Genomic DNA, 23,539 nt, shown 5'->3' with positions numbered 1-23,539 from the left:
CGCAAGGACAACGCCGTCCACGCTTCTCTTTCTCAGATTCACTTGTCAAAGAACGCCGGATCACTCCGGAAACCCGATCCAACCAGACCGCGCGGTCACCCGCACGAAACCCGATTGCCAGACTTGGGAAACCGTGGTACCGACCTCACCATTGGTGAGTCGTCCCAGCGGTCCGGAGCGTCTAGAGCCCCGTCACCATCCTGTCAACCCGGACAATCCGGCGAACCCGCCAAACCATCCCGCCGACAGAACGACACCCGAGAGACAAAAACAGTGGATCGTCCAGCCAAAGCCGGATCATCCATCCGATAACGTCTCCGAGATGTACCAGCTGCCGCCCCGAGACCCGTAAGTCCCGCTCGCCGCCGCCGATGACCGGGGTATACGGACCCCAAACCGGGCCGTCAACGGGCAAATGACGGGAGCGCGAAATTTTTGCGGCGGATGCGGTGAATGCCGCCCTTGGACCACTCAGGCGACATGAGGGGCGTTTCTGACGCCGAACTCATATCCTGTTTTCAGGGCCCGCAGGACTCGGTGTCCGTCGCCGGTGCCCCGTAGCGCGATGCCAGAACGCAGAACGGGACCGATCAGGAATTTCCCCCAACCGACCCCGCTCGAATATCGATAGAAGCGGCGATCCTTCGGATCGCCGCGAGATCTGCCTCAGCAATCGTTGCCCTGCTGCGCCGCCGTGGGCTTGCCCTCGGCCTGCTTCGACACGTCGCTCGGAGACGTCGCGGTGTTGGAACCGACGTTGTTCATGGCGCCGACGGTGCCGGGGGACTCGGCCTTGGCACCGGGGGTAACATTGCCCGTCGCACCACCGTCGACCTTGGAGCTCTTCTCCGTCGCGGCGGTCTTGCCGGCCGTGCCGGTGGCACAGGGCGCTGCAAAGGCCGTGGTGGCCGAGAGAAGAAGAATGGCGGCAGCGCCGGTCAGCGTGGTCGAACGTTGCATGTGTTCCTCCAGAGATATTATTCTGGAGCAGAAACGTCGGGTCTGCACCTTGGTTCCTGATCGAACCCCGCGTTTCTGAGCAAATCTTGAGAAGAATCGATCGTCCAGCGGTTGCACGGGCTGCGTCGTGTCATGTGCCGCGGTCCCCCGCATACGCCTGATCCCCCGATGGGAAGCGGGACGGCCCGACGACGCCAATGGCCCGATCGCCAATGGCCTGATGGGATATGACCGTGTCCCGAAGTCAGGGATCGTTCAGACAAACTATGGAAAAGACAGGATCACTCGTTTTCAAGCGGACCGGATCGCCATCGTGACTGCAGCGACCTCGAAGCACTCGCTCGACACCTTCCTCGGACTCGCAGGCGGAATCGAGCCGAGCCGGCGACATCTTGGCGTTGTTCAGCCGAAAGGCGTCGTGTTAGGGCGGATTCCGGCCGCCCCGACCTTTCACCCCGGCTTCCTGGCCGCGCCCAGCCGCCGTGTTTCCAGCCCCGTGAAGATCGCCATCATCGCGCATCTCAAGTTCCCGATCGCCCAGCCCTTCTCGGGCGGCCTCGAGATGCACACGCACTTCCTCGCCAGCGCCCTGCGGGCGCGCGGCCATTCGGTGACACTCTACGCCTCGGAGGGCTCGCAGGCCGACCTCGGCCTCGTCGCGGTGTGCCCGCCCACCGGTACTGCCTTCGACGCGGCGTCGGCCCTGGCGATCGACCGCCTCGAAGGTCAGGCCTACGAGACCATCATGGACGCCGTCGCCCGGGGCGGCTTCGACATCGTCCACAACAACAGTCTCCATCCTCTGCCCCTGCTGCGCGCGCCCGAGATCGGGGCCCCGATGGTGACGGCCCTTCATACGCCGCCGTTCGAGCCCTTCTGCGAGGGCGTGCGAGCGCGGGCCTACGACATGACCTTCGCGGCCGTGTCGGATTCCCTGGCGGCGGAGTGGTGCGACGTGATCCCCCGGCCGCTGCTCATCGGCAACGGGATCGACCTCGACGCCTTCGCCTTCAATCCCCGGCCCAAGGACCCGCCCCACGCCATCTGGACCGGGCGCCTCGTTCCCGAGAAGGGGCCGCACCTGGCCATCGACGCGGCCCGCGCCGCCGGCCTGCCCCTCGTCTTCGCCGGCCCGCGTAGCGATCCGGCCTATTGGGACAGCATGATCGCCCCGCGCCTCGGCCCGGACGTGACCTATCTCGGCCACCTCTCCCATGCCGACCTCGCCCGTCGCGTCGGTGAGGCCCACGTCACCCTGTGCAGCCCGCGCTGGGAGGAACCGTTCGGCCTGGTGGTGGCCGAATCCCTCGCCTGCGGCACGCCCGTGGCGGCCTTCGGGCGTGGCGCGATCCCCGACATCCTCGACGGATCGTGCGGCGTGCTGGCGAAGGCCGACGATGTCGCCGACCTCGGCCGGGCCGTCGCCGAGGCCATCGGCCTGGAGCGTCAGGCCTGCCGGCGCCGGGCCGAGCAGCTGTTCGACGCCAACATCATGACCGATCGCTACGAGGCGCTGTACGCGGAGGAGATCCGCCTGGCCGCGCCGAGCCCGCTGCGCGCCCACCTCCTCGACGAGGCCTGAGTCGGTGTTGGCCGATCCCGGAGCCCTGTCGCGGGCCGTCGTCTGCGTGCCCGCCCGCAACGAGGCCGCGATCCTGTCCCGGCTGATCCGATCCCTCGACGCGCAGGCGGGCGCCAGCCCGGAGACCCCGCTGCGGGTGCTGGTGCTCGCCAACAACTGTACCGATGAGACCGTCCCGGCCCTGCGCGCCTTGGAGCGCGACGGCATCGGGGGGAACCTTCGCTTAAGGGTGGTGGAGGCGCGGATCGCACCGCCGGAGGCCCATGTCGGCACCGCCCGGCGGATGGCCCTGGACGCCGGAATTGCCTGGCTCCGTGACGAGGGCGTCGTCGACGGCGTCCTCCTCAGCACCGATGCCGACGCCGTCGCCCTGTCCGGCTGGGCGCTCGCCAACCTGCGGGCGCTCGAGAGCGCCGACCTCGTCGGCGGCCGCCTGGTCATCGATCCCGAGGCCGAACGCCCCGATCCGGACCTGGCCGATCTCCATGCCCGGATCGAGCGCTACTGGATCGGCGTGCGCGCCCTGGAAGATCTCATCGACCCGCCGCCGCACGATCCGGCGCCGCGCCACGGCGACCACGTCGCGGCGAGTCTGGCCCTCCGCGTCGATCTCTACGAATCCGTCGGCGGCCTGCCGGCCCTGGCCTGCGGCGAGGACAACGCCCTGGTCTCCCTTGTCCGCCGAGCCGGCGGGCGGGTGCGCCATTGTCCGGCCGTCTCCATCGCCGTCTCCGACCGGGCCGCCGGGCGGGTGGAGGGCGGCATGGCCACGGAGATGCTGCGCCGATCCCGCGTCGCCGGGGGCCACGAGAGCTACCGCCTTCCGCCGGCGGATCACTGGCGCGCCCTAATCGAGCGCCGCCGCGACTGGCGTCTCGCCTGGGAGGCCGGGCCGGACTGGGCCACCGCCCTGCGCCGCCTCGGGATCGACGCAGGGATTGTCGGGGCGATGGTCGCCGAGGTCGCGAACGAGCCGTGCCCCAACGCCATCGCGTTCGTCGAACGCCTCGCGGCGCGGGTCGGGGAGCCCGGCCCGGAGCCGGCCCCCCAGCCCCTCGACGACGTGCTCGCCGACCTCGAAGCCCTGTGGCTGAAGCTGGCCCGGCGGGGCGGGGACCTCGCCATGGCGGCGCCGGCGGCATGATCGAACACCGGGCATGATCGGACACGGCGCATGACCCGCCGGCCCATCGGCTACTATGTCCATCATCAGGGCGCCGGGCACGTGGCGCGGGCGCGCCTCATCGCCCGTGCCCTCGACCGGCCCTGCACCCTCCTCGGCACGTTCCACGCGGTGGATCCCGGCGTCGCGTCGGTCCTCGATCTGGCCGACGACCGCATCGGCGAAGGCTTCGACGGGCGCGACCATGCGGCGAGCCGACCCCTGGCGTTCCACTACGCGCCCCTCGGCATCGACGGACTCCGCGGCCGCATGGCGCGGATCGCCGCCTGGGTGGCGGCCGCCGATCCCGTCCTCATCGTCGTCGACGTGTCCGTGGAAATCGCCCTGTTCGCCCGGCTCCTGTCGGTTCCGACCCTGGTGGTGCGACTCCCCGGCGATCGCACGGACGCCCCCCACCTCGAGGCGTTCCGCGGCGCGGAGCGCCTGCTGGCGTTCTTCCCGCAAGCTCTCGATAGCTTTGCGAATCCCGACTGGGTCCGGGCCAAGACCGAGCATGTCGGCTTCCTCGCCGCCGAACCGACGGGCGACCGACCGGCGGAGGACGGCTCCCTCGTCGTCGTCTACGGACGCGGCGGGGCGGGTGGACACGGCGCCGATCTCGCGGCGGCGGCGCGCGCGGTGCCGGAGCGGCAGTGGCATGTCCTCGGCCCCGTCGCGGACGTGCCGAGCGCGATGCCGGCGAATCTCCACCTGCACGGCTGGGTCGGCGAGATCGGTCCCCACCTCGACCGGGCCGCCCTGGTGATCGGCGCTGGCGGCGACGGCCTCGTCTCGGGCGTCGTCGCGCGGGCCAAGCGCTTCGTCTGCATCCCCGAGCCGCGGGCTTTCGACGAGCAGGTCGCCACCGCGCGGGCGCTGGCGGCGCTGGGGGCGGCGATCCACCGCCCGGCCTGGGGACCACCGGAGGAGTGGCCCGCCCTGGTCCGGGCCGGCCTCGCCCTCAACCCGGCACGGATCGCGTCCCTCGGCCGGGGCGACGCCGCGGGGCGCGCCGCCCGCCTGATCGGCGCCATGGCCGATGGGCTCGACCCCGGGGACCGGGCGCCGCGATGCGTCGGGTGACGCGCTTGGTTGAAGCTCGGTGAACGTGTCGGATCGGTGCCCATGGACGGGAACGCGGCATCGCTCCGGCCCCGAACCGTCGCACGCCTGCCCTTCGACGCCCCGAACGGCCGCCCATCGGCGCCCGGCGTCGATTCCTTGCCCTGCATCCGGCACCATCGCCGCCGGTACGGCGTTGCGTCGGTCTTGGCCGTGGTCGGCTTGGCGATAGAGGAGTGCGTGCGTGGCAGGATCGGCTTGGATATGGGCCCTCAAGGGAGCCGGCTGGCTCCTCGTGGCCGCGACCCTGATCCCGTTCATCCGCAGCGACGCCGGCTTCGTCCGGACCTTCGACTTCCCGCGCCTGCAGGTGGCGGTGGGTATCCTCCCCGTGCTCGCCTTGCTCCTCTTGTTCGGCCGCGACCGGACGGGGCTCGTGCTCCTCCTCGCGCTCGCCGCCTGCCTCGCCTACCAGATCCACAAGATCCGCCCGTTCACGCCGCTCCACGCACCGCAGGCCGTGGCCGCGAGGGACACCGACTGCCGGACCGACGCGAAGGTCTCGGTCCTCATCGCCAACGTCCTGCAGGACAACGACGACCACGAAAGCCTGCTGCGGCTCGTGGCGCGGCACGATCCCGACCTCCTCCTCGTACTGGAAACGGATGCGCGCTGGCGCGACGCATTGAGCCCCTTGACGGCGCGCTACCCCCATCGCGTCGAGCAGGCCCAGCCCAACACCTACGGACTGCTGTTCTACGCCAAGCTGCCCCTCGAGAACCCGGAGGTCCGGTTCCTCCTCGAGGACGACGTGCCGTCGATCCGCACGGGCGTGGTCCTACCGTCGGGCGAGCGCTTCACGTTCTACGGCGTGCATCCGCGCCCGCCCCATCCCGGCCAGAGTTCCGCCCCGCGCGACGCCGAACTGGTGATGGTCGCCCGCGAGGTCCGCGCAGCGAACGGACCCGCCGTGGTGGCGGGTGACCTCAACGACGTCGCCTGGTCGCGCACCACCACCCTGTTTCAGCAGATCAGCGGCCTCCTCGACCCCCGCATCGGCCGGGGCCTCTACCCGACCTTCAACGCGAAGTGGCCGCTCCTGCGCTGGCCCCTCGACCACGTCTTCTTCAGCGACGACTTCCTCCTCGGCCACCTCGAGCGGTTGCCGTACATCGGCTCCGATCACTTCCCGATCCTCATCTCCCTGTGCCGCTCCGATACCGCCCCGAAGGTGCAGGACGCCCCCGAGGCGACCGCCGCGGACATGAAGGCCGGGCGCGAGGCCATCGAGGCGGTGAAGTAGGCGCCGACGGCTTGATCTCCCCGGCCACATCGGTGATGCCGGAGCCCGTCTTCGCCCGACCCACGAGGCCCCCATGAACGTCGAAGCGTTCCTCGCCGCCGCCGGGCGCCTGCCCGTCGCCCCCCTCGATACCCTGGTGGGGACCAAGGGCCTCGTGGTGGTCGCCCCCCATCCCGACGACGAGAGTCTCGGCTGCGGCGGCCTCATCGCCGAGGCCCGGCGCCTCGGGCGTGCGGTTCGCCTCGTGGTGGTCACGGACGGGTGCGGCTCGCACACCCATTCCGCCCTCTACCCGCCCGAGCGGCTGCGGGCGCTCCGCGAGGACGAGACCCGCGCGGCGGTGGCGGAACTCGGCCTCGCGCCCGAGGACGTGCGCTTCCTGCGCCTGCCCGACGCCCATGCGCCGAGCGCCGGCCCGCAGGCCGAGGCCGCCGCCGGCGCGATCCTCGACGAGGCGGAGGCCTGCGACGCCGGCGCGGTCTTCGTCACCTGGGGCCACGACCCCCACTGCGATCACAAGGCCTCGGCCGCCATCGTCGGACTGGCGCAGGCCCTGCGGCCGGCGCTCCCCGCCTTCGCCTATCCGGTCTGGGGCTGGACCCTGCCGCCGGGGACGGAGGTCGGCGACGCCCCGGAGGGCTACCGCCTCGACGTCTCGGCGCACCGGCCGGCGAAGGCGAAGGCCGTGGCGGCCCACCGCTCGCAGACCACGGACCTCATCCACGACGATCCCACGGGCTTTCGCCTCGCCCCCGAGATGCTGGCGCATTTCCAGGGGCCGCACGAGATCTTCCTCCGCATGAAGCCGGTCCCGGGGGCGTCCCGGCCGTGAGCGCCAGCGTCATTACCCTCAACAAGGGCCGCGACGCCCACCTCGCCCGCCTCCTCGAAGGGCTGGCGAAGGGACCGATCCCGCGCGAGTGCATCGTGGTCGAGATGGGGGCCGAGCCCCCTCCCCTGCCGGATTACGGTTTTTCCGTTTGCCGCGTCGTCCTCGATCTGCCGGGTTTGCCGCTTGCCAAGGCCCGCAACGCCGGACGCCGCGCGGCCTCGGGCGAACACCTCGTCTACCTCGACGTCGACTGTATCCCCTCGGCCGATCTGGTGGACAGCCTCGACGACGATCTCGCCCAGGCCGACGGCCTCGTCTGCTGCGAGGTGCGCTACCTGCCGGCCGGCGCCGTCGCGGATGGCTGGACGCAAGGCCGCTTGCACGAAGCCGGCCAGCCCCACCCGGTCCGGGTATTCCCCAGGTCGGGCCTCGAACCCACCAACAATCCGGGCCTGTTCTGGTCCCTCGCCTTCGGCGTGCGCGCCGCCACCTTCGACCGCCTCGGCGGCTTCGACGAGGCCTTCGACGGCTACGGCGCCGAGGACACCGACCTCGCCTTCCGCGCCGCCGCCGCCGGGGTGCCGGTGCTGCTCACCGCCCGCGGCGAGGCCTACCACCAGCATCACGCCGCCTGCGACCCGCCGCTCCAGCACTTTGACAGCATCGTCGCGAACGCCCGCCGCTTCCACGCTCGCCACGGCCTCTGGCCCATGGACGGCTGGCTCGACGCCTTCGCGCGCCGCGGCCACGTTTCTTCGGAGTGGCGCGCCGACGGCTTGACCGTGCTGCGCACGCCCTCCCCCGCCGAGATCGCGGCGGCGCGGGTGGCGTCGGAGAGCCCGTTCTGAAGGGGCCCTCAGCGGTCGCGTAATCTGAAGCGGGTCCGGACACGTCTGCTTTCTGGCAGTCCAATCGAATTGGCTCGAGTGAGCGATAGCGGCCGGACGCGGGTCGGTGGGTTTCGGCCAGAACCTGACTTGAGCGGCCGCCCATTCAGAACCGATCGAATGGCACAAATCGACCCGACCTCGCCGTTCCACCGCTTCTCGCGGCTGCCGAATAGCCGTCGGAGTGCCGCGTGGCGAGACGACCACGCTGCCGTCGTCGGAAACCGCGACGGCGACCGAACGGACCAAGTCATGTCTCCACCCAACGCAAGGCGTCGATCAGGGCACGAAGCGCCGGTGTCGCCTGCTGGCCCGGATGGTAGAGGTGGTAACCGGGAAAGGGCGTGCACCAGTCCGTCAGAACCTGCACGAGGTGACCCGCCGCGATGTCGGCGGCCGCATCCTCCTCCAGCATGTAGCCGAGTCCGGCACCGGCCCGCACGGCGGCCCCTGCCAGGGCCGCATCGTCGACGGTGAGTTGGCCGCCCACGCGAACGCGCACGTCCCGGCCGTCGCGGGCGAACTCCCACGGCAGCAATCCACCGCCGCCGACCAGCCGGTAGTTGACGCAGTTGTGCGCCTCCAGGTCGGCCGGCGTCCCGGGCCGGGGATGGCGCGCGAAGTAGGCGGGTGTGCCGACTACGACCGTGCGCAGGTCCGGCCCCAGGCGCACGGCCACCATGTCACGCTCCACCGTCTCGCCGAAGCGGATTCCGGCATCGAACCGATCCGCGACGATGTCGGTCAGGCGATCGTCGATGACGACCTCGACGGAGACGGCCGGATGATCGAGGAGGAAGCGCGGCAGGACCGGGTCGAGGACGTGGCGCGCGGCCGAGGAGAAGGTTGTCAGCCGCAACGCGCCGGATGGCTCGCCGCGCCAATCGGCGAGCGCCGCAAGCCCGCTTTCGACCTCCGCCAGCGCCGGGGCCAGCGACCGCATGAGCCGCTCGCCCGCCGGCGTCGGAGCGACGCTGCGCGTGGTGCGCGCGAGCAGCCGAACCCCGAGCCGTTCCTCCAGCCCCCGCACGGCATGGCTGAGCGCTGACGGGGACAGGCCGAGTTCGGCCGCCGCACGCGTGAAGCTGCGGGTGCGCGCCACCCTTGCGAAGGCCGCCAGATCGTCGAGTGTGGCCCGTCGCATTCCTGAAACCCGCTCATAAGCCCATGCCGATGATACGGGCTAATTCGCCACGAAGAGCGGCGCTATCCTGCGTGAAATCAGCAGGGATATGCAACAATGGATCTCACGCAATACCGCACGCTCGGCCGCTCGGGCCTTGCGGTCAGTCCGCTCGCCCTGGGCACCATGACCTTCGGCACGGCGCGCTGGGGGCTGGACGAGGCCGGCAGCCGCGCCGTGTTCGACGCCTATCTGGAGCGGGGCGGCAACTTCGTGGACACGGCCGACGTGTACGCGGGTGGCACGGGCGAGGCGATGCTCGGGCGCTTTGTCAGCGAGCGCGGTTTGCGCGACCGGATCGTCCTTGCGACCAAGTCGGGGTTCGCCACGGGCAACGGGCCGCACGCGGGCGGCAACGGTGCCAAGCACGTCTACGCGGCGCTGGAAGGCTCCCTGCGCCGCCTGCAGACCGACTACGTCGATCTCTACTGGGTGCATGTCTGGGACGGGGTCACGCCGGCCGAGGAGTTGCTGGAGACCATGGCCGGTCTCGTGCGCGCCGGGAAGATTCGCTATTGGGGCTTGTCGAACACGCCCGCTTGGTACGTCGCCAAGCTCGCGACGCTGGCCGCCCTGCGTGGGCTGCCGGGGCCGATCGCGCTGCAGTACTTCTACGCGCTCGTGAATCGAGAGGTGGAGGACGAGCACATCCCCCTCGCCGCCGAGTTCGGCTTGGGGCTGGTGCCGTGGTCGCCGCTCGCCTACGGGCTTCTGAGCGGCAAATATGACCGCGCAGCCGTGGAGGCGGCGGGTCCGCGTAAGGGCGGCCTGCCGAAGGATGCGGCGCAGTCTGGCGCGATGCGGTCCGCCGACGACAAACGGCTCGACGGGGCCAATCCGTTCGGCGATAGCCTGTTCACGCCGCGCAACTGGACCATCGTCGAAGGGGTGCGCCGGGTGGCGGAAGACATCGGGCAATCGCCGGCCCGCGTCGCGCTCGCCTGGGTGATCGGACGATCGGCAGTGTCCTCGACGCTGATGGGCGTGAGCCGGCCGGCGCAGGTGGTCGACAACATCGCCGCCCTCGATGTCGTGCTTTCTGCGGAGCATTGCGCAGCGCTGGATGCCATCAGCGCGCCGGCGGAGCCGCGCCTGATCTACGGCCTGTCACGACCGCCGTTGCGGCAGTCCGTCGTATTCGGCGGCGCGCGTGTTCAGGCCCCGGGCGAGATGGCCGGAAGATAACTCTGCCTCGCCCGCCCGGTCCCGGGCGTACCCAGCTTTTATGAAGGCGACGCGCGAGCATCCGTCGGTGCAGACGTCCGGCTTCATGGACATGCAACCGAAAACCGGACGGGCAGAAGGCCAGCCCTTACGGTCATTCGGTTTAACACTGACACGTCGACCTTGGAACGGAGATCGCGCGGCCTCCTACGACCACAACGGGCGCAACCCGGCCAAGCGTTGCCATTGTTCCGCTTACCCAACCTGCTAGGCACGATTCGCGCTGCGCCGTCCGAAGCCGGCCGCCAGGAGTCTCGTCGTGCTGCCCCACTTTCCCGACACCGTCATCGCCATCCCGGTCCGCAACGAGGCCGAGCGGATCGAGGCGTGTCTCCGCGCCATCGACGCCCAAACGGACGTGGCCCCCGGCAGCCTCGGTCTCGTGCTGTTCCTGAACAACTGCACGGACGGCACCCAGGCGATCGTCGAGGCCCTGCGCCCGACCCTGTCCGTGCCGATGCGGGTCACCCACGTGGAATTCGCCGAAGCCCAGGCCGGATGGGCCCGGCGCGAGGCCATGAACGCCGCCGTCGAGTGGATCGGCCCGGTGGCGGCCGGCGGCACGATCCTGTCCACGGATGCCGACAGCCGGGTGCCGCCGGACTGGGTCGCGCGCAACCGCGCGGCTCTGCGCGCCGGAGCAGATGCGGTGGCCGGGCGGATCGAGCTCGATGCCGGCGAAGCCGCCCTGCTGCCCCCCTCCCTCCACGAACGCGGCCGTCTGGAGGATGCCTACAGCGCCGTGCTGACGGAGATCGAGGCGCGCCTCGACCCCGATCCGTACGATCCGTGGCCGTGCCACCGCACCACCATCGGCGCGACCCTGGCGGTAACCCGCGACGCCTACGTGGCGGTGGGCGGCATGCCGGCCATCGCGCTCGGAGAGGACGGCGCCTTCGTGGCCGCCCTCCTGCGCCAGGGCTTTCACGTCCGCCACGACCCCGACGTGGTGGTGACGGTGTCGGGCCGCCTCGTCGGCCGGGCCCCCGGCGGCGTCGCCGACACCATCCGGGCCCGCTGCGAGAAGCCCGACAGCCTGTGCGACGCCCGCCTCGAAGCGGTGCCGCGCGCCGTGTTCCGCTACCTGTGCCGACGCCGCCTGCGGCGCCTCCACGCCGAGGGCCGGCTTGCGGTCACCCGCGGCTGGGCCCGGTTCCTGAAAATCCCGGAAGCCGACGCCGCCCGGATCGCCGCCCTGCCGCTCCCCGGCCTCGCCGTGGCGGAAGCCGAGCGGGTCAGCCCGCGCCTCGTCTACCGGCCGCTGGGGCCGTTCGAGTTGGCGCGCCACATCCGCTTCGCCGCGATGGCCCTGGTGCCGATCCGGGCGCTGACCGGACTCGCCAACCGGCGCGGCCCAGCCCCGACGCAGCGTCCCGTCGCGGCGAAGCGCGAGGTGCCTACCGGCCCTTGAGAAATGCCTCGGCCGTCCGCAGGCTGAGCGCCATGATGGTGAGCGCCGGGTTGGCCGAGAGCGAGCTCGGGAAGGTCGAGCCGTCGCTGATCCACAGGTTCGGCACCTCGAAGCTGCGGCCGAACGGATCGACCACGGCGGTGTCGCCGTCCCGCCCCATGCGGCAGGTGCCAATGGTGTGGGCCACCCGCTCGAGCACCCAGACGTCGGTGGCGCCGGCCGCCTCCCAGATCGCCGTCATGGTCCGGGTGGCGTGGGCGTTGAGGCGATCCTCGTTGGTGCCGTAGCCGAAGCTGATATGGGCTTTCGGCACCCCGAAGGCGTCGACCTCGTCGGACAGGGTGAGGACGTTGGCGTCGCACGGCAGGGTCTCGCCGTTGATGCCGATGCCGGCGATGTGGTTGTAGCGCCCGAGGTAGTCGGTCAGGGCCTGCCCCCACAGGCCGCGCCCCCGTGCCACCGAATTGCCGAAGGTGAGCGGCACCACGCCGAGACTCTGCATGAGGTAGCCGCCCGCGAAGTCCGCGTCGCCCGGCCGCACCATGTCCTCACTGATGATCGAGGACGGGTAGCCCCGGTTCATCCGGACCTCGCCCTCGAAGGTGCCCCAGACCTGGGTCGCGACGTGGCCCATGTAGTTGCGCCCGACCTGTCCGCTGCCGTTGGCGAGGCCGAGATGGAGCAGGAGGCGGGGCGTCTCCACCGCGCCGGCGCACAGGAACACCGCGGCGCATCGTTGCCGATGCTCCGTTCCGTCGTGCTGGTATGTGACGGCCGTGATCCGTCCCATCCCGTCGCGCGCCGTTCCGTGGACGCGGCACATGGAACGGATTTCGGCCCCGTGCGCGACGGCGAGCGGCAGGTAGGTCACGTCCATGCTGGTCTTGGCACCGTTGCGGCAGCCCTGATGGCAGAAACCGCAATTGATGCAGGCGTTTCGGGTTCCACCCCCCTCCTGGGCGAAGTCCCGCGACACCACCGCCGCCGGCGCATCGGTGGCGCGGATGCCCAATTCCTCGCAGGCCCATGCCATGATCCGCGCGGGACCGTTGCGCGGAACCGGCGCCAGGGGGTAGCGCCGCTGCGCGTCCCATGGGTAGGATCGCGGACCGGAGACCCCGATAAACCCTTCCACACGCTCATAAAACGGCTTCAGTTCGTCGTAGTCGACGGGCCAGTCGATCCCCTCCCCCGTCTCCGTCCGGAGCTTGAGATCGCGCTGGTCGGCCCGGGGCGTGAACGCCCCCCAATGCAGGGTCGAACCGCCGACCCCCGTACCGCTGTTGTTGGCCCCGAACGCCTCCGGGGTGGAGCCGCCGCTGAGGCGCTCCTCGGTCCAGTAGATCTCGTCGGCCAGGGTCTCGTCGAAGGCGAACCGCGCCGGATCGAAGTTCGGCCCCGCCTCGAGGGCGACGACCTTCAGGCCGGCCGCGGCCAGTCGCGCGAGGAGCGGAGCGCCCCCCGCCCCGGTGCCGATGACCACGGCATCGACCACCTCGTCGGTGGCGTAGCGGTGCATGGAGTCGAGATTCATCGGACGTCCGTTCCCTGAGCGGTGGGTTCCCAGGGCTCCCGGGCGTCGATCCCGAGTTCGGAGAACCCGGGCAAATGGTCGATGGTGGCGCCCCCGGCGCCGATGCCGCTGAAGCCGAGGCGTGCCAGGGCCGCCGGATGGGCGAGGTAGGTCCGCACCACGTCGCCGCGCAGATCCTCGAACCACAGCTTCATCTGCGGACCATCGAGGTCCCCATCGGCGGTCGGCAATTCGCCCTCCGCGACGGCCTTCAGCAAAGCGTCCTGGACCGGTGCCTGGAGAGCGAGGAACCCGACCGCATGGGCGGCCGAGGCGGCCAGGTCGAGGGTGCGCAGGGCCGCCGCGTAGGCGTCGGGGTCGGGTGGCAACTTCGCAAATCGCCACCCATCGCCCGTTCCGCTCGCCAGACGCGCCTCGATGCGGGCCCCGATGTCGATGCGGGGTTCCCCTGGCTGTGGCAGCACCCGATCGATCACCGCCCGCAGGAGCGCGAGTTCGACGGCGTCGAGGGCTTTCGGGCAATAGGCGGGATCGTCCGGATTGGCCCGTGTCTCCAGAGCCGCACGCAGGCGGCCATTCACGCGCGGCGAGGCAATGAGGGCTTCATACGCCTCCGGGACCGGCACCGGCACCGGAACGGGCCCCTTCGGCTTCGCCATCGCATTGCGGACCAGATCGGCCACGGCTTCCGGCCGCTCGAGGGGCAGCAGATGGCCGGCCCCGTCGAGCACGATGTGCCGTGCATCGGCGAGGTGGGGCAGCATCAGGCAGACCTGCGCGGCGGCGCCGAGATCGGCATCCTCGGAGCCGCTGAGCACCAGGGCCGGGCACCGCAGCACACCGATGCGCCGCCTCCAGTCCTCTCGGCTGCCCGCCTCGAGCCATGCGGTCCAGGCCCTCGGCTCGGCCCGCAGCACATCGGCCACGGCGTTTGACCTGTCGGGCTCCCCGAGGGGAACACCGGTGTTCTGGTCGATGAAATCGCCGGCCTCGATGCGCCGTGTGTCCGCGTCGGCGGAGATCCAGGCCATCATCTCCCGGCGTTTGTCGTCTGACATGGGCTCGGGGCTGGGCGGTGAGCCCGCGAGGAGGATGAGGCCACCGAAGCCCGCGAGGGCTGGATCGCCATCTTCCGCCCGGCGGGCGAGGGCGAGGGCGACTTTTGCCCCCATGCTGTGCCCGGCGACCCACAGACGTGCCGGAGCCAGAACGGCGATCCGCCCGGCGATGTGATCGGCCATTGCGGCAACGGAAGTGCCGGGCACGTCCGCCGCGTCGCCGAAACCCGGCAGGTCGAGGGGGACACAGGTCGCGGCCGCGCCGAGGTGTCGCGCCATGCGCTCCCATTCGCGCGCGGAGCCGCCGAGGAAGTGCAGGCAGACGAGGGTGGGCGGTGGGGCGGATGACGTGTGCGGCATGACGCCGACATCGCCCTGTGCGCCGTAGCTTCAAGCGCGAGCGCCCGCGACCGCTCGCTGCACCCCTGTGCAGCAATCCCACCGCTCACGAGAGCGTCATCGCCGGCAAGCCACCGGGCCGCCCCACGCCCCCGTAGTTTTATGAACGCGGGCCGTGCCTCAGCGGTCGCGTTCGCTTACCTTCATGCCCATGACAGACCCAACCAACTCCCGCCCGGACCCACGTCCAACCCGCGACCGGCCGGACGACGATCCCTATCTCTGGCTCGAAGAGGTCGACGGCGCAGCAGCCCTGGACTGGGTCGAGGCCCAGAACGCCGACACCCTGGCGCGCTTCGCCGATGCCGCGTTCGCCCACGATCGCGAGACCGCCCGGGCGCTCATGGACCGGCCGGACCGCATCGCCATGGTGCGCCGACGGGGTGACCATTTCTACAATTACTGGAAGGATGCCGAGCATCCCCGCGGCCTGTGGCGGCGGACCACCGAAGGCGATTACCGCGCCGGGACGCCCGATTGGGACGTCCTGCTGGACCTCGACACCCTGGCGGCGGCCGAGGACGAGGATTGGGTCTGGGCCGGAGCCGACCTGATTCCCCAAACCCGCGACCGGGCCCTGCTGAAGCTCAGCCGGGGCGGCGGCGACGCCACGGTCCTGCGGGAGTTCGACATGACCGCCCGGGTCTTCGTCGGCGACGGCTTCGTCCTGCCGGAGGCGAAGGGCGGGGCGTCCTGGCTCGACCGCGACACCCTGCTCCTGTCGAGCGCCCTCGGCGAGGGCATGGCCACCCGCGCCGGCTATCCCCGCACGGTGCGCCTGTGGACGCGCGGGACCGATCCGAAGGCGGCAAAAATCCTGTTCGAGACCGCAGCGGACAACATGGGCGTCTGGGCCGGCGTCGAGCGACCGATGGGCGAGGAGCGCATCGTCATCGCCGAGCGCACCGGCTTCTTCGACGGGCATCTCCATCTGGCGCAACGCGACGGCGTCACGACCCGCCTCGATGTTCCGTCCGATGCCGAGATCCACCTCCACCATGACGGCCTCGCGGTTCAGCCGCGCACGCCGTGGAGCGTCGGGGGGCGTACCCATGCTCCCGACACGGTTCTGGCCATGGCCCTGCCGGATTTCCTCGCCGGAGGCCGGGACTTCGCCGTCCTGTGGGAGCCGAGCGAGCGGCGCGCCCTGCAGGACGTGTTCTGGTCGGGCAAGCGCCTGATCATCGGGGCCCTGGACAACCTGAGCCCGCGTTTCGGCCAGTGCGAACGGGGTCCGGCGGGCTGGAGCTACCGTCCCCTCCCCGGCCTGCCGGCCATCGGCACCGTGTCGGTCTGGCCCCTCGACGCGGAGCCGGACGAGGCCGACGGCGAACTCAGCGCCCTGGTGCAGGACCCGGTGACGCCCCCGACCCTGCTGGCGATTCCCCCCGCCCTGTCGAGCCCGACCGTCCTGCGGACTACGCCCGCGACCTTCGACGCCGCCGGCCTGCGGGTGACCCGGCACGAGGCGGTCTCGGCGGACGGTACGCGCATCCCCTATGTCCAGACCGGACCGGACGGCGTGACGGGCGACGCGCCCGTGCATCTCACCGCCTATGGCGGCTTCAAGGTCTCGGTCCTGCCGACCTATCAGGCGGTGATGGGCAAGCTCTGGCTGGAGCCGGGCGGCACCAGCGTGGTGGCCAATATCCGCGGCGGCGGCGAGTTCGGCACGGCCTGGCACGAGGCCGGACGGCGCGAAGGCAAGGCCCTGGCGCACGACGACTTCGCGGCCGTGGCGGCCGACCTCGTGGCGCGTGGCGTCACGCGACCAAACCGCATCGCCGCCGAGGGCGGATCGAACGGGGGCCTGCTCATCGCCAACATGCTGACGCACTACCCTGAGCGCTTCGGCGCCCTGTTCTGCACCATCCCGCTCATCGACATGCGGCGCTATACCAAGCTGCTCGCCGGGGCGAGCTGGATCGCCGAATACGGCGACCCGGACGATCCGGCCGATTGGGCGTTCCTCCAGGGCATCTCCGCCTATCACGCGGCGGAGGCCGGACGGCCCTACCCGCCGACCCTCATCGCCACGAGCCGGCGCGACGACCGCGTCCATCCCGGCCATGCCCGCAAGATGGCCGCCAAGCTTCAGGCGCTGGGCTACGGGACCGCGTTCTACGAGCCCGCCGCCGGGGGACACGGCTACGGCAACGACAGCACCCAGGCAGCGACCTTCATGGCCCTGGGCATCGGCTTCCTGCGCCGGTCCATCGGCTGGAATGCGCGAACGGTCTGATGGGTCGGTCCCCGGGCGCCGTTCGGCGCCCGGGGGAAAGGCTCACTGCCCGTCGATCCGGCTGCCGAGGAGCGCGATGGCCTTCTGGTAGACCGTGGCCGCGTTCCAGCCCTGGATCGCGGCGAAGTTCGGCTCGCCCGGCTGGTAGCCGGCGCCGCGCTGCCAGCCATGCGCCTTGAGGAAATTCGCCGTTGCGTTCAAGGCGTTGGGGATGCTGTCGAGGCTGCCGCCGGTCCCGTAGTTCAGGACGCTTTTCGGCAGGAATTGGGTGTGGCCGACCTCGCCGTGGGCGGCGCCCCGGGTGGCGGGCGTGAGGATGCCGCGATCGACCAGGGTCAGGGCGGCGTTGAGCTGGTCGGTGAAGAAGGCCGAGCGGCGGCAATCGTAGGCGAGGGTCGCCACGGCCGACAGGGTGTTGACGTTGCCGCGCACGGCGCCGAACCCCGTCTCCATGCCCCAGATCGCCAGGAGCGGACCGGCGGGCACGCCGTAGCGCTGCTCGATGGAGGCGAACAGGGCCGCGTTCTGCTGCTTCAGGGCGCGTCCGCGGGAGACGATGGTGGTGCCGCCGCGCTTGGCGAGGAACTGGTCGAGGCTGAGCTTGAAGCTCTTCTGACCGCGATCGGCCGAGATGGTCGCCGTCGAGTAGGAGGTTCCCATCAGGGCGGCCAGGCTCTCGGCACTGGCCCGACCCCGCGCCTCGTCGGCGAAGTCGCGCTTCCAGGATTCGAAGCCCGACGCGGTGTTGCCGCAGGTCGCCGCCTGGGCCTGCCCCAGTAGACCGAGGAGGGCCGCGACGCACGCCGCACCGGAAAACTTGTGATACCCGCGTCTCGACATTCGAAAAACTCCTCACGACCCTGGGGCCGGCGATCGCGACCGATGCCGAACCCGTTCGGGCAACGCTCGGCCACCGGACGATGTCAACTCCAAGGCACCGGGGCACCTTGGCGGGGACGGGGGCGCTTTTTCGGCCCATTGTGGCGGGGAAGGCTCCCGGACGGCGGCGCGGTGAGGCGAAATCCCCGTTCCGCGCCCGGCATGGCGGAACGGCGCATCCCCGCGTGGAACGGAGCCGCCGGCCCGTGCGGGGACGGCGCGCGCCGGTCCACCACCACCCCGCGCCGGCGCGGCGTCCCGGCGCCGTCCCGGCGCGCGGCCGCCGCCGTCGAACGCACGGACCACGGCCGCGTTGAGAGCCATGCTCGACCGTGACCGACCCGACCCGACCCATGCCCGCCGCCTGCCCGGCGAGGCCGCCGACATCCGCCTCGGGGTCGGCCTCGCCGGGGCCAAGGACCACCCGGCCATCCGCGCCGCGGGCGCCCTCAGCGAGGTCGGCGCCTGGGAGGTGCTGTTCGCCGCGTCCGCCGCGATCTGGGCGGCGGGGGCGGTGCGGGACGATTCGCGGCTGGCGGCGGCCGGCCGGCACATGCTCGGGGCCGGACTGCTGGCGAGCGCGGTGAAGACCACGATGAAGCGCCTCGTCCACCGCACCCGGCCCAACGTGCTGATGGAGACCGGCTTGTATGCGCGGGGCTGGCTCGGGCCCAACGACGGGCCGTGGCAGTCCTTCCCGTCCGGGCATGCCGCCGTGAGCGTCGCGGTGGCGCGGGCCGTCGCCCGCAACCGGCCGGGCGCACGGCACATCGCCCATGCGGCGGCGGGCGGCGTGGTGGCGGCGCAGGTCCTGCGCGGGGCGCATTTTCCGGCGGACGTGGTGGCCGGCGCCGTCATCGGCCTCGCCGCCGAAGCCGCCGTGAACCGCCTCGTCGGCCCGGTGCCGCGGCCGGCCGGACCCGCGCGCGACGGCTGACCCTCTCCCGCGGGAGGGTCGGTTCGGCACCGTCCGATGTGTGACACCCTTGCGACACCCGGCCCGCCGCGAACGGACCGGCGGGACGGAACCGGGCCCCCGGTCCGTCAACCCTGCGAGGGCTGGTTCGGCCGCGGCGCATTCCGTGCCGCGGACGGCCCTCGCGAGGCGACGCATGATCGGCAGAATCACCAAGGTCCAGCGCCGATTCGCGGCGGCTCTCCTCGGGAGCGTCGCGCTCCTGGCCCTGGGGTCGGGCGCGGCGCGGGCCGCCTCCGCGGCCCAGCCCGGCCAGACCATCGGCCTCCCCGTCGGGGCCCAGCTCCCCATCGGCCTCTACTTCGTGAACACTTCGAGCTTCGGCGTGCGGGATACGCGGCCCCTCGATTCCGAGTCCAACATCAACCTGCCGACCTTCCTGTGGGCGACGCCCTGGAGCCTGTTCGGCGCGCGGCTGAACCTGGTCGCCATCCAACCGGTGGTGGCCTCGAGCGTGCGCGGTGCGCCCTACCAGAGCGGCATCGGCGTGCCCCTCATGGCCGCCCAGCTCGCCTGGAAGCTCGGCGAGAATTTCGGCGTCAGCTACCTGTTCGGCGGCTACCACCCCGTCGAGACCCGGTTCGTGATCCAGAACGCCTCCCTGAGCCACCGCTTCGCCGCGACCTACTCGGGCGACGGCTGGAACCTCACGGCGAACCTGCTCTACGGCATCTACATCGACCCGATCTCGCCGCAGGGGGCGGTCTATCCCGACTATCTCAACCTCGACCTCACGGCGACGAAGAAGTTCGGCAAGTGGGAGATCGGCCCCGTCGCCTTCGGATCGACGGACCTGCCGACGCGGTTCCCCGGCTACCAACGCCAGGGCCAGGTCGCCGTGGGCGGCCTCGTCGGGTACAATTTCGGACCCGTGAACCTCCAGGCCTACGTCACGCAGGACGTGGTCGAGCGCAATTACGGCGGCCGGGAGACCCGCGGCTGGCTGCGCGTCATCGTGCCGATCTACAAGGAGACCACCAATTCGGCCGCCCCGTCCCCGTCGGTCACCGGTCCGGCCCGCCTCGCCGGACGGTGATCCGCCGCGACGGACTTTTCCGGGCGGCCCGGCTCACACCTCGCGGCGCCGCCCGCCTCCTTGTGGCAGGGCGATCGCAGATGGGTGCACGCGTTTCGGCTGGCCCTTGCCCGTTCGTGCAGAGCGTCTGCGCGCATCCCCCTCTCCCCGCCTGCGGGGAGAGGGCCGCAGGCACCCCGTCGTGCCTGCGGCGAGCGCAGGCGAAGCCGAAGCGACGGTGAGGGGGCGATTCCGGAAGAGTCTCATCCGGATTCGCCCCCTCACCTTCGGCTGCCGCCTCGACGCGCTCCCCGCCAGGGGGAGACGCGTCCCTCTCCCCGCAGGCGGGGCGAGGGGATGCGCACGGGGGGCGGCGCTTCGTCGACAGCCCTTTCGGCAGCGGCTTCAGACCGTAATCATCCTCTGCGATGGCCCGGCCTGAAACGAGAGGCCCCCCATACGAGACGTGAGCTGTCGGAAGGCCATCGCGCGGAGAGAACGCGCGCGCGTGACCGTCGACGGCCGAAGCGCGCGGGCAATGCGCCCATGTCCGGCGCGACCCGATTGCGAAACCGCGCACGAAACCTGCATTCCGCGATTCCGATCGGGGCCGGGATGTGCGAAAGTCTTCGTGGCGCGCACGAGACCATCCGCGGCATTTCGTCGGACCTGTCATGACGGGTGCACATATGTGAACGTCGCTCGGAGCGACGATGGACCGGCTGTGCTTGTGGTATTCCCTTAAGGCCTTCACGCCATAGCTGTGCCATGCGGACGCGTGGAACCAAGAGTTGCGCGCGCAATTGAAAATTGCGGATCGCACGGTTTCCCATCATGGCAAAGCGACGGCGCAAGCGCCGGAATACGATCGAAAGCCAGTCCATGGATGCCACCGCCCCTCACGGTTCCGCCGACCTCGACCGTCTCCGGGCAGTCCTCGACACCGCCTGCGTCGTCGGAACCTGGGGGTGGGATCATGTCCGCGCCGTCGTCGTCTACGACGAGGGGGCGGCGCAGATTCTCACGGGCAATCCCGACCTGGCCGGACGTGAGCTCAGCGGCCTGGGCGCCCTCGCCCTCGTCCACCCGGCCGACATGACCTGGCTCATGGAGCACATGCTCCGGGCCGTGCGCCTCGGCGGCGTGGTCCTGGCCGAGTACCGGGTGTTCGAGACGGACGGCACGGTGCGATGGCTGCTCAGCCGCGGGCGGACCTATCACGACGACGCCGGCCGGCCGCTCCGCTCGCACGGCATCCTCATCGACATCACCGAGATGCGCGACGGCGGCGAGCGCTACGTCCTCGGCACCCCGCCGCCGGCGGAGGATGCCCTGGCCCGGGCCGCGGACCTCGCCATCTCGCTGAAACAGGCGCTCAACGCCGACACCCCACCCGAGGTGACGGCGGCGGCCGATCTGCTCCTGCTCAACCTCGGCCGCGCCATCGCCCGAACCGCCGATCGCCGCTGGCATTGAGGGGTTTTGCGTAGGGGTGTCGGATTCACAGATCTCGCGGGAAGCGCGGGTCCCCTCTCCTGGAAGGAGAGGGACAGGGTGAGGTGTGGGACCTTTTCGGAGATGTCCCACACCTCACCCCAACCCTCTCTTGGAAGGCAGGGCGATCGCATATGACCACCGGTGTCATTCCGGGGCGCCGCAGGCGAACCCGGAATCCAGAGCCGCCGACAGCGCAAAACCTTGCATAACCGGTGTTTCTGGGTCCCGGGTTCCGCTGCGCGGCCCCGGGATGACACAGCGTTGCGGGAGGTCCCAATGCCCCAAACGCCAGATGCGATCGCCCCGCATTAAATGAGAGGGTTGGGGTGAGGTGTGCGAAATCTCCGAATAAGTCCCACACCTCACCCTGTCCCTCTCCTTCCAGGAGAGGGGACCCGTGCTGCCCGCGAGATGTGTGAATGCCGTAGCCCCGCAGGCGGGGAGAGGGGGATGCGCGCGGGCGTTCCGCGAAGCGGTCGGCGTCTTCCCGCGGGCGACCGTGCTCACCCGCAAGCGCACCACCCGACCGCGGAAGCCCCCGCGCCGCCGCGTCCGCTCAATCCAGGTAATCGCCGTACATCTCGACGTGACGCGCCAGCCCGAGGCCGTGTTCGCGCACGAGGCGCTCGGACAGGTCGGCGTCGCGGGCCTCGAGGGCCTCGATGATGGCCACGTGCTCCTTGATGGAATTGGCGGCGCGGTCGCCCTGGCGCAGGGCGGCGTTGCGGATACCGCGCACGTGCATGAGCAGGTTGCTGGTGATGTCCCGGATCACGTCGCACTGGCCGAGGGATATGATCTTCTGGTGGAAGCGGATGTTGGCGTCCGAATACTCGTCCATGTGGTCGGACGGGCGGCCCTCGTAGAATTCCGGGAAATGCTCGCGCAGGCAGGCCAGCTGCTCGTCCGTCGCCCGGGTGCAGGCGAGGCGCGCCGCCATGCTCTCCAGGGCCGACCAGGCCTGGATCATGGCGACGATCTCGCTCTTGGTCTTCTTGATCACGAACACGCCGCGCCGCGCCTCGAAGCGCACGAAGCCCTCCTGTTCGAGCACCGTCAGGGCCTCGCGCACGGGGGTGCGACTCACCCCGAGGTTCAGGGACAGCTTGCGCTCGTCCAGGCGGACTTCGTCCTTCTGGTCGTAGATGTTCATGTTGGTGATGGCTTCTTTGAGCGCATCGTAGGCCAGGGCGCGCAGGCTCGACGTCGCGACGATGGGTTTGACGTGAAACATCTCGGACTTCACCATCTTCGCACCGGAACACCTGGGACGGGCAACCTGGGACGGGCAGCTTGGCCCGATTGTCCATCGTCGTGACCATGGCAAATTCGACCTTGCGAGACAAGGACTTGCCCGGCGCCGGCGCGGGACTGTCCCGGACGGATGCGGGGGTCGCCCCCCTCTCCCGCCACGGGTTCGTGATCCGGCCGCCGCTGTCCTGAACCGGCTCCAGCGGTCCCGCACCAGGTTCATCGGACACCCATCGCTTGACGACTGGTATTTGGTATGCCAACTTTCTCGAACTGGCAAACAGCCAGGCCAAAATACTTCGCGACCCATCCGACGCCGACGCCATCGGCGCCCCGATCCCGCCCGCCACGGACCGCCCGGTTCGGTGCGGAGGGCTGCGCGAAGCCGGCCCGTGTTCGCATCCGGTCACCATAAGAACAGCCCCAAGAACAGTCCCAGGAGGAACCCCATGTCCGCAGCATTGGCCCCCAGCCTCGTCGACGACCACTCCGCCGTCGAGCCGGAGATCACGGACGGGTTCCACCTCGTCATCGACGCCCTCAAGCTCAACGACATCACCACCATCTACGGCGTGCCGGGCATTCCGATCACGGATCTCGGGCGCCTCGCCCAGGCCGCCGGCATGCGGGTGATCTCGTTCCGGCACGAGCAGCACGCGGGCAACGCCGCCGCCATCGCGGGCTTCCTCACCCAGAAGCCCGGCATCTGCCTGACGGTCTCGGCGCCCGGCTTCCTCAACGGCCTCACGGCGCTGGCCAACGCCACCACCAACTGCTTCCCGATGATCCTGATCTCGGGCTCGTCCGAGCGCGAGATCGTCGACCTGCAGCAGGGCGACTACGAGGAGATGGACCAGCTCGCCATCGCCAAGCCCCTGTGCAAGGCGGCGTTCCGGGTGCTGCACGCCGCCGATATCGGCATCGCCGTGGCCCGCGCCATCCGGGCGGCGGTCTCGGGCCGGCCCGGCGGCGTCTACCTCGACCTGCCGGCCAAGCTGTTCAGCCAGACCATGGACGCCGAGGCCGGGGCCAAGTCCCTGGTCAAGGTCATCGACGCGGCCCCCGCCCAGCTCCCCGCCCCC

At 70.7% G+C, this 23,539-nt stretch carries 19 protein-coding genes; 13 read left to right on the top strand and 6 right to left on the bottom strand.

Going from position 1 to position 23,539, the window contains the following annotated elements:
- Positions 1 to 666 precede the first annotated feature (666 nt).
- The gene (locus tag FV218_RS16610; RefSeq protein ID WP_056087889.1) at positions 667 to 960 is read right to left on the bottom strand and encodes a hypothetical protein; all 294 of its coding nucleotides are present in this window, start codon (positions 958 to 960) and stop codon (positions 667 to 669) included.
- Between the two features lie 496 nt (positions 961 to 1,456).
- Between FV218_RS16610 and FV218_RS16605 the strand changes: the two genes are divergently transcribed.
- The 6 genes from FV218_RS16605 (at position 1,457) to FV218_RS16580 (ending at position 7,749) form a co-directional block, all read left to right on the top strand.
- Complete coding sequence (locus FV218_RS16605; protein ID WP_147710793.1) at positions 1,457 to 2,542, top strand: glycosyltransferase family 4 protein; 1,086 nt, start codon at positions 1,457 to 1,459, stop codon at positions 2,540 to 2,542.
- A gap of 4 nt (positions 2,543 to 2,546) precedes the next feature.
- The gene (locus FV218_RS16600; RefSeq protein ID WP_147710792.1) at positions 2,547 to 3,686 is read left to right on the top strand and encodes a glycosyltransferase; all 1,140 of its coding nucleotides are present in this window, start codon (positions 2,547 to 2,549) and stop codon (positions 3,684 to 3,686) included.
- A 30-nt stretch (positions 3,687 to 3,716) separates the two neighbouring features.
- The gene (locus tag FV218_RS16595; protein ID WP_147710791.1) at positions 3,717 to 4,787 is read left to right on the top strand and encodes a glycosyltransferase; all 1,071 of its coding nucleotides are present in this window, start codon (positions 3,717 to 3,719) and stop codon (positions 4,785 to 4,787) included.
- Positions 4,788 to 5,010: 223 nt separating this feature from the next.
- The gene (locus tag FV218_RS16590; RefSeq protein WP_147710790.1) at positions 5,011 to 6,069 is read left to right on the top strand and encodes an endonuclease/exonuclease/phosphatase family protein; all 1,059 of its coding nucleotides are present in this window, start codon (positions 5,011 to 5,013) and stop codon (positions 6,067 to 6,069) included.
- A gap of 73 nt (positions 6,070 to 6,142) precedes the next feature.
- Complete coding sequence (locus tag FV218_RS16585) at positions 6,143 to 6,901, top strand: PIG-L deacetylase family protein (protein WP_147710789.1); 759 nt, start codon at positions 6,143 to 6,145, stop codon at positions 6,899 to 6,901.
- Positions 6,898 to 7,749, top strand: coding sequence for a galactosyltransferase-related protein (locus FV218_RS16580; protein ID WP_147710788.1), 852 nt, complete (start codon positions 6,898 to 6,900; stop codon positions 7,747 to 7,749). The genes FV218_RS16585 and FV218_RS16580 overlap by 4 nt, the downstream gene beginning before the upstream one ends.
- Positions 7,750 to 8,038: 289 nt before the next feature.
- Here FV218_RS16580 and FV218_RS16575 read toward each other — a convergent pair whose 3' ends face one another.
- The gene (locus FV218_RS16575) at positions 8,039 to 8,932 is read right to left on the bottom strand and encodes a LysR family transcriptional regulator (protein WP_147710787.1); all 894 of its coding nucleotides are present in this window, start codon (positions 8,930 to 8,932) and stop codon (positions 8,039 to 8,041) included.
- 96 nt (positions 8,933 to 9,028) lie between these two features.
- Here FV218_RS16575 and FV218_RS16570 point away from each other — a divergent pair, with 96 nt between their 5' ends.
- The gene (locus FV218_RS16570; RefSeq protein ID WP_147710786.1) at positions 9,029 to 10,156 is read left to right on the top strand and encodes an aldo/keto reductase; all 1,128 of its coding nucleotides are present in this window, start codon (positions 9,029 to 9,031) and stop codon (positions 10,154 to 10,156) included.
- 298 nt (positions 10,157 to 10,454) lie between these two features.
- Entirely contained in the window at positions 10,455 to 11,606 is a 1,152-nt protein-coding gene (locus FV218_RS16565) for a glycosyltransferase (RefSeq protein WP_246685151.1), read from the top strand.
- Here FV218_RS16565 and FV218_RS16560 read toward each other — a convergent pair.
- Positions 11,593 to 13,140, bottom strand: a complete 1,548-nt coding sequence (locus FV218_RS16560) for a GMC family oxidoreductase (RefSeq protein WP_147710785.1) — start codon at positions 13,138 to 13,140, stop codon at positions 11,593 to 11,595. The two genes, FV218_RS16565 and FV218_RS16560, sit on opposite strands and share 14 nt — an antisense overlap.
- A complete protein-coding gene (locus FV218_RS16555; RefSeq protein ID WP_147710784.1) occupies positions 13,137 to 14,558 on the bottom strand; it encodes an alpha/beta hydrolase in 1,422 nt (473 codons plus the stop codon). Before FV218_RS16555 ends, FV218_RS16560 begins: the two co-directional genes overlap by 4 nt.
- Before the next feature lie 190 nt (positions 14,559 to 14,748).
- Here FV218_RS16555 and FV218_RS16550 point away from each other — a divergent pair, with 190 nt between their 5' ends.
- On the top strand, positions 14,749 to 16,839 hold the full coding sequence (locus FV218_RS16550) for a prolyl oligopeptidase family serine peptidase (protein WP_147710783.1): 2,091 nt from the start codon (positions 14,749 to 14,751) through the stop codon (positions 16,837 to 16,839).
- Positions 16,840 to 16,881: 42 nt separating this feature from the next.
- Here FV218_RS16550 and FV218_RS16545 read toward each other — a convergent pair whose 3' ends face one another.
- Positions 16,882 to 17,679: a lytic transglycosylase domain-containing protein gene (locus FV218_RS16545; protein WP_056087928.1), complete on the bottom strand. Its 798-nt coding sequence runs from the start codon at positions 17,677 to 17,679 to the stop codon at positions 16,882 to 16,884.
- Between the two features lie 361 nt (positions 17,680 to 18,040).
- On the opposite strand from FV218_RS16545, the gene FV218_RS16540 reads away from it, so the two are divergent.
- The 3 genes from FV218_RS16540 to FV218_RS16525 all read left to right on the top strand — a co-directional run bounded on the left by FV218_RS16540 (position 18,041) and on the right by FV218_RS16525 (position 21,185).
- Complete coding sequence (locus FV218_RS16540; protein ID WP_147710782.1) at positions 18,041 to 18,655, top strand: phosphatase PAP2 family protein; 615 nt, start codon at positions 18,041 to 18,043, stop codon at positions 18,653 to 18,655.
- Between the two features lie 175 nt (positions 18,656 to 18,830).
- The gene (locus FV218_RS16535) at positions 18,831 to 19,730 is read left to right on the top strand and encodes a transporter (RefSeq protein ID WP_082475983.1); all 900 of its coding nucleotides are present in this window, start codon (positions 18,831 to 18,833) and stop codon (positions 19,728 to 19,730) included.
- Positions 19,731 to 20,591: 861 nt separating this feature from the next.
- Entirely contained in the window at positions 20,592 to 21,185 is a 594-nt protein-coding gene (locus tag FV218_RS16525; RefSeq protein ID WP_147710794.1) for a PAS domain-containing protein, read from the top strand.
- Positions 21,186 to 21,762: 577 nt separating this feature from the next.
- On the opposite strand, the gene FV218_RS16520 is transcribed toward FV218_RS16525, so the two are convergent.
- Positions 21,763 to 22,440 (bottom strand): GntR family transcriptional regulator, encoded by a 678-nt coding sequence (locus FV218_RS16520; RefSeq protein ID WP_246685150.1) that lies wholly within the window; start codon positions 22,438 to 22,440, stop codon positions 21,763 to 21,765.
- 466 nt (positions 22,441 to 22,906) lie between these two features.
- On the opposite strand from FV218_RS16520, the gene FV218_RS16515 reads away from it, so the two are divergent.
- Positions 22,907 to 23,539, top strand: a 633-nt coding sequence (locus FV218_RS16515) for a thiamine pyrophosphate-binding protein (protein ID WP_246685149.1), incomplete at its 3' end; no start/stop codon positions are given.

Source organism: Methylobacterium sp. WL69, from assembly GCF_008039485.1.
Taxonomy (GTDB): Bacteria; Pseudomonadota; Alphaproteobacteria; order Rhizobiales; family Beijerinckiaceae; genus Methylobacterium.
Note: the sequence above shows the minus strand (reverse complement) of the source record. Positions and strands in the feature narration are given on the sequence as shown.

Coding starts and splice junctions, on each gene's coding strand:
- FV218_RS16575 (WP_147710787.1), bottom strand. CDS start 8,932: ATGCGACGGGCCACACTCGACGATCTGGCGGCCTTCGCAAGGGTGGCG.
- FV218_RS16535 (WP_082475983.1), top strand. CDS start 18,831: ATGATCGGCAGAATCACCAAGGTCCAGCGCCGATTCGCGGCGGCTCTC.
- FV218_RS16570 (WP_147710786.1), top strand. CDS start 9,029: ATGGATCTCACGCAATACCGCACGCTCGGCCGCTCGGGCCTTGCGGTC.
- FV218_RS16550 (WP_147710783.1), top strand. CDS start 14,749: ATGACAGACCCAACCAACTCCCGCCCGGACCCACGTCCAACCCGCGAC.
- FV218_RS16585 (WP_147710789.1), top strand. CDS start 6,143: ATGAACGTCGAAGCGTTCCTCGCCGCCGCCGGGCGCCTGCCCGTCGCC.
- FV218_RS16560 (WP_147710785.1), bottom strand. CDS start 13,140: ATGAATCTCGACTCCATGCACCGCTACGCCACCGACGAGGTGGTCGAT.
- FV218_RS16525 (WP_147710794.1), top strand. CDS start 20,592: ATGGATGCCACCGCCCCTCACGGTTCCGCCGACCTCGACCGTCTCCGG.
- FV218_RS16555 (WP_147710784.1), bottom strand. CDS start 14,558: ATGCCGCACACGTCATCCGCCCCACCGCCCACCCTCGTCTGCCTGCAC.
- FV218_RS16610 (WP_056087889.1), bottom strand. CDS start 960: ATGCAACGTTCGACCACGCTGACCGGCGCTGCCGCCATTCTTCTTCTC.
- FV218_RS16595 (WP_147710791.1), top strand. CDS start 3,717: ATGACCCGCCGGCCCATCGGCTACTATGTCCATCATCAGGGCGCCGGG.
- FV218_RS16520 (WP_246685150.1), bottom strand. CDS start 22,440: ATGTTTCACGTCAAACCCATCGTCGCGACGTCGAGCCTGCGCGCCCTG.
- FV218_RS16540 (WP_147710782.1), top strand. CDS start 18,041: ATGCTCGACCGTGACCGACCCGACCCGACCCATGCCCGCCGCCTGCCC.
- FV218_RS16545 (WP_056087928.1), bottom strand. CDS start 17,679: ATGTCGAGACGCGGGTATCACAAGTTTTCCGGTGCGGCGTGCGTCGCG.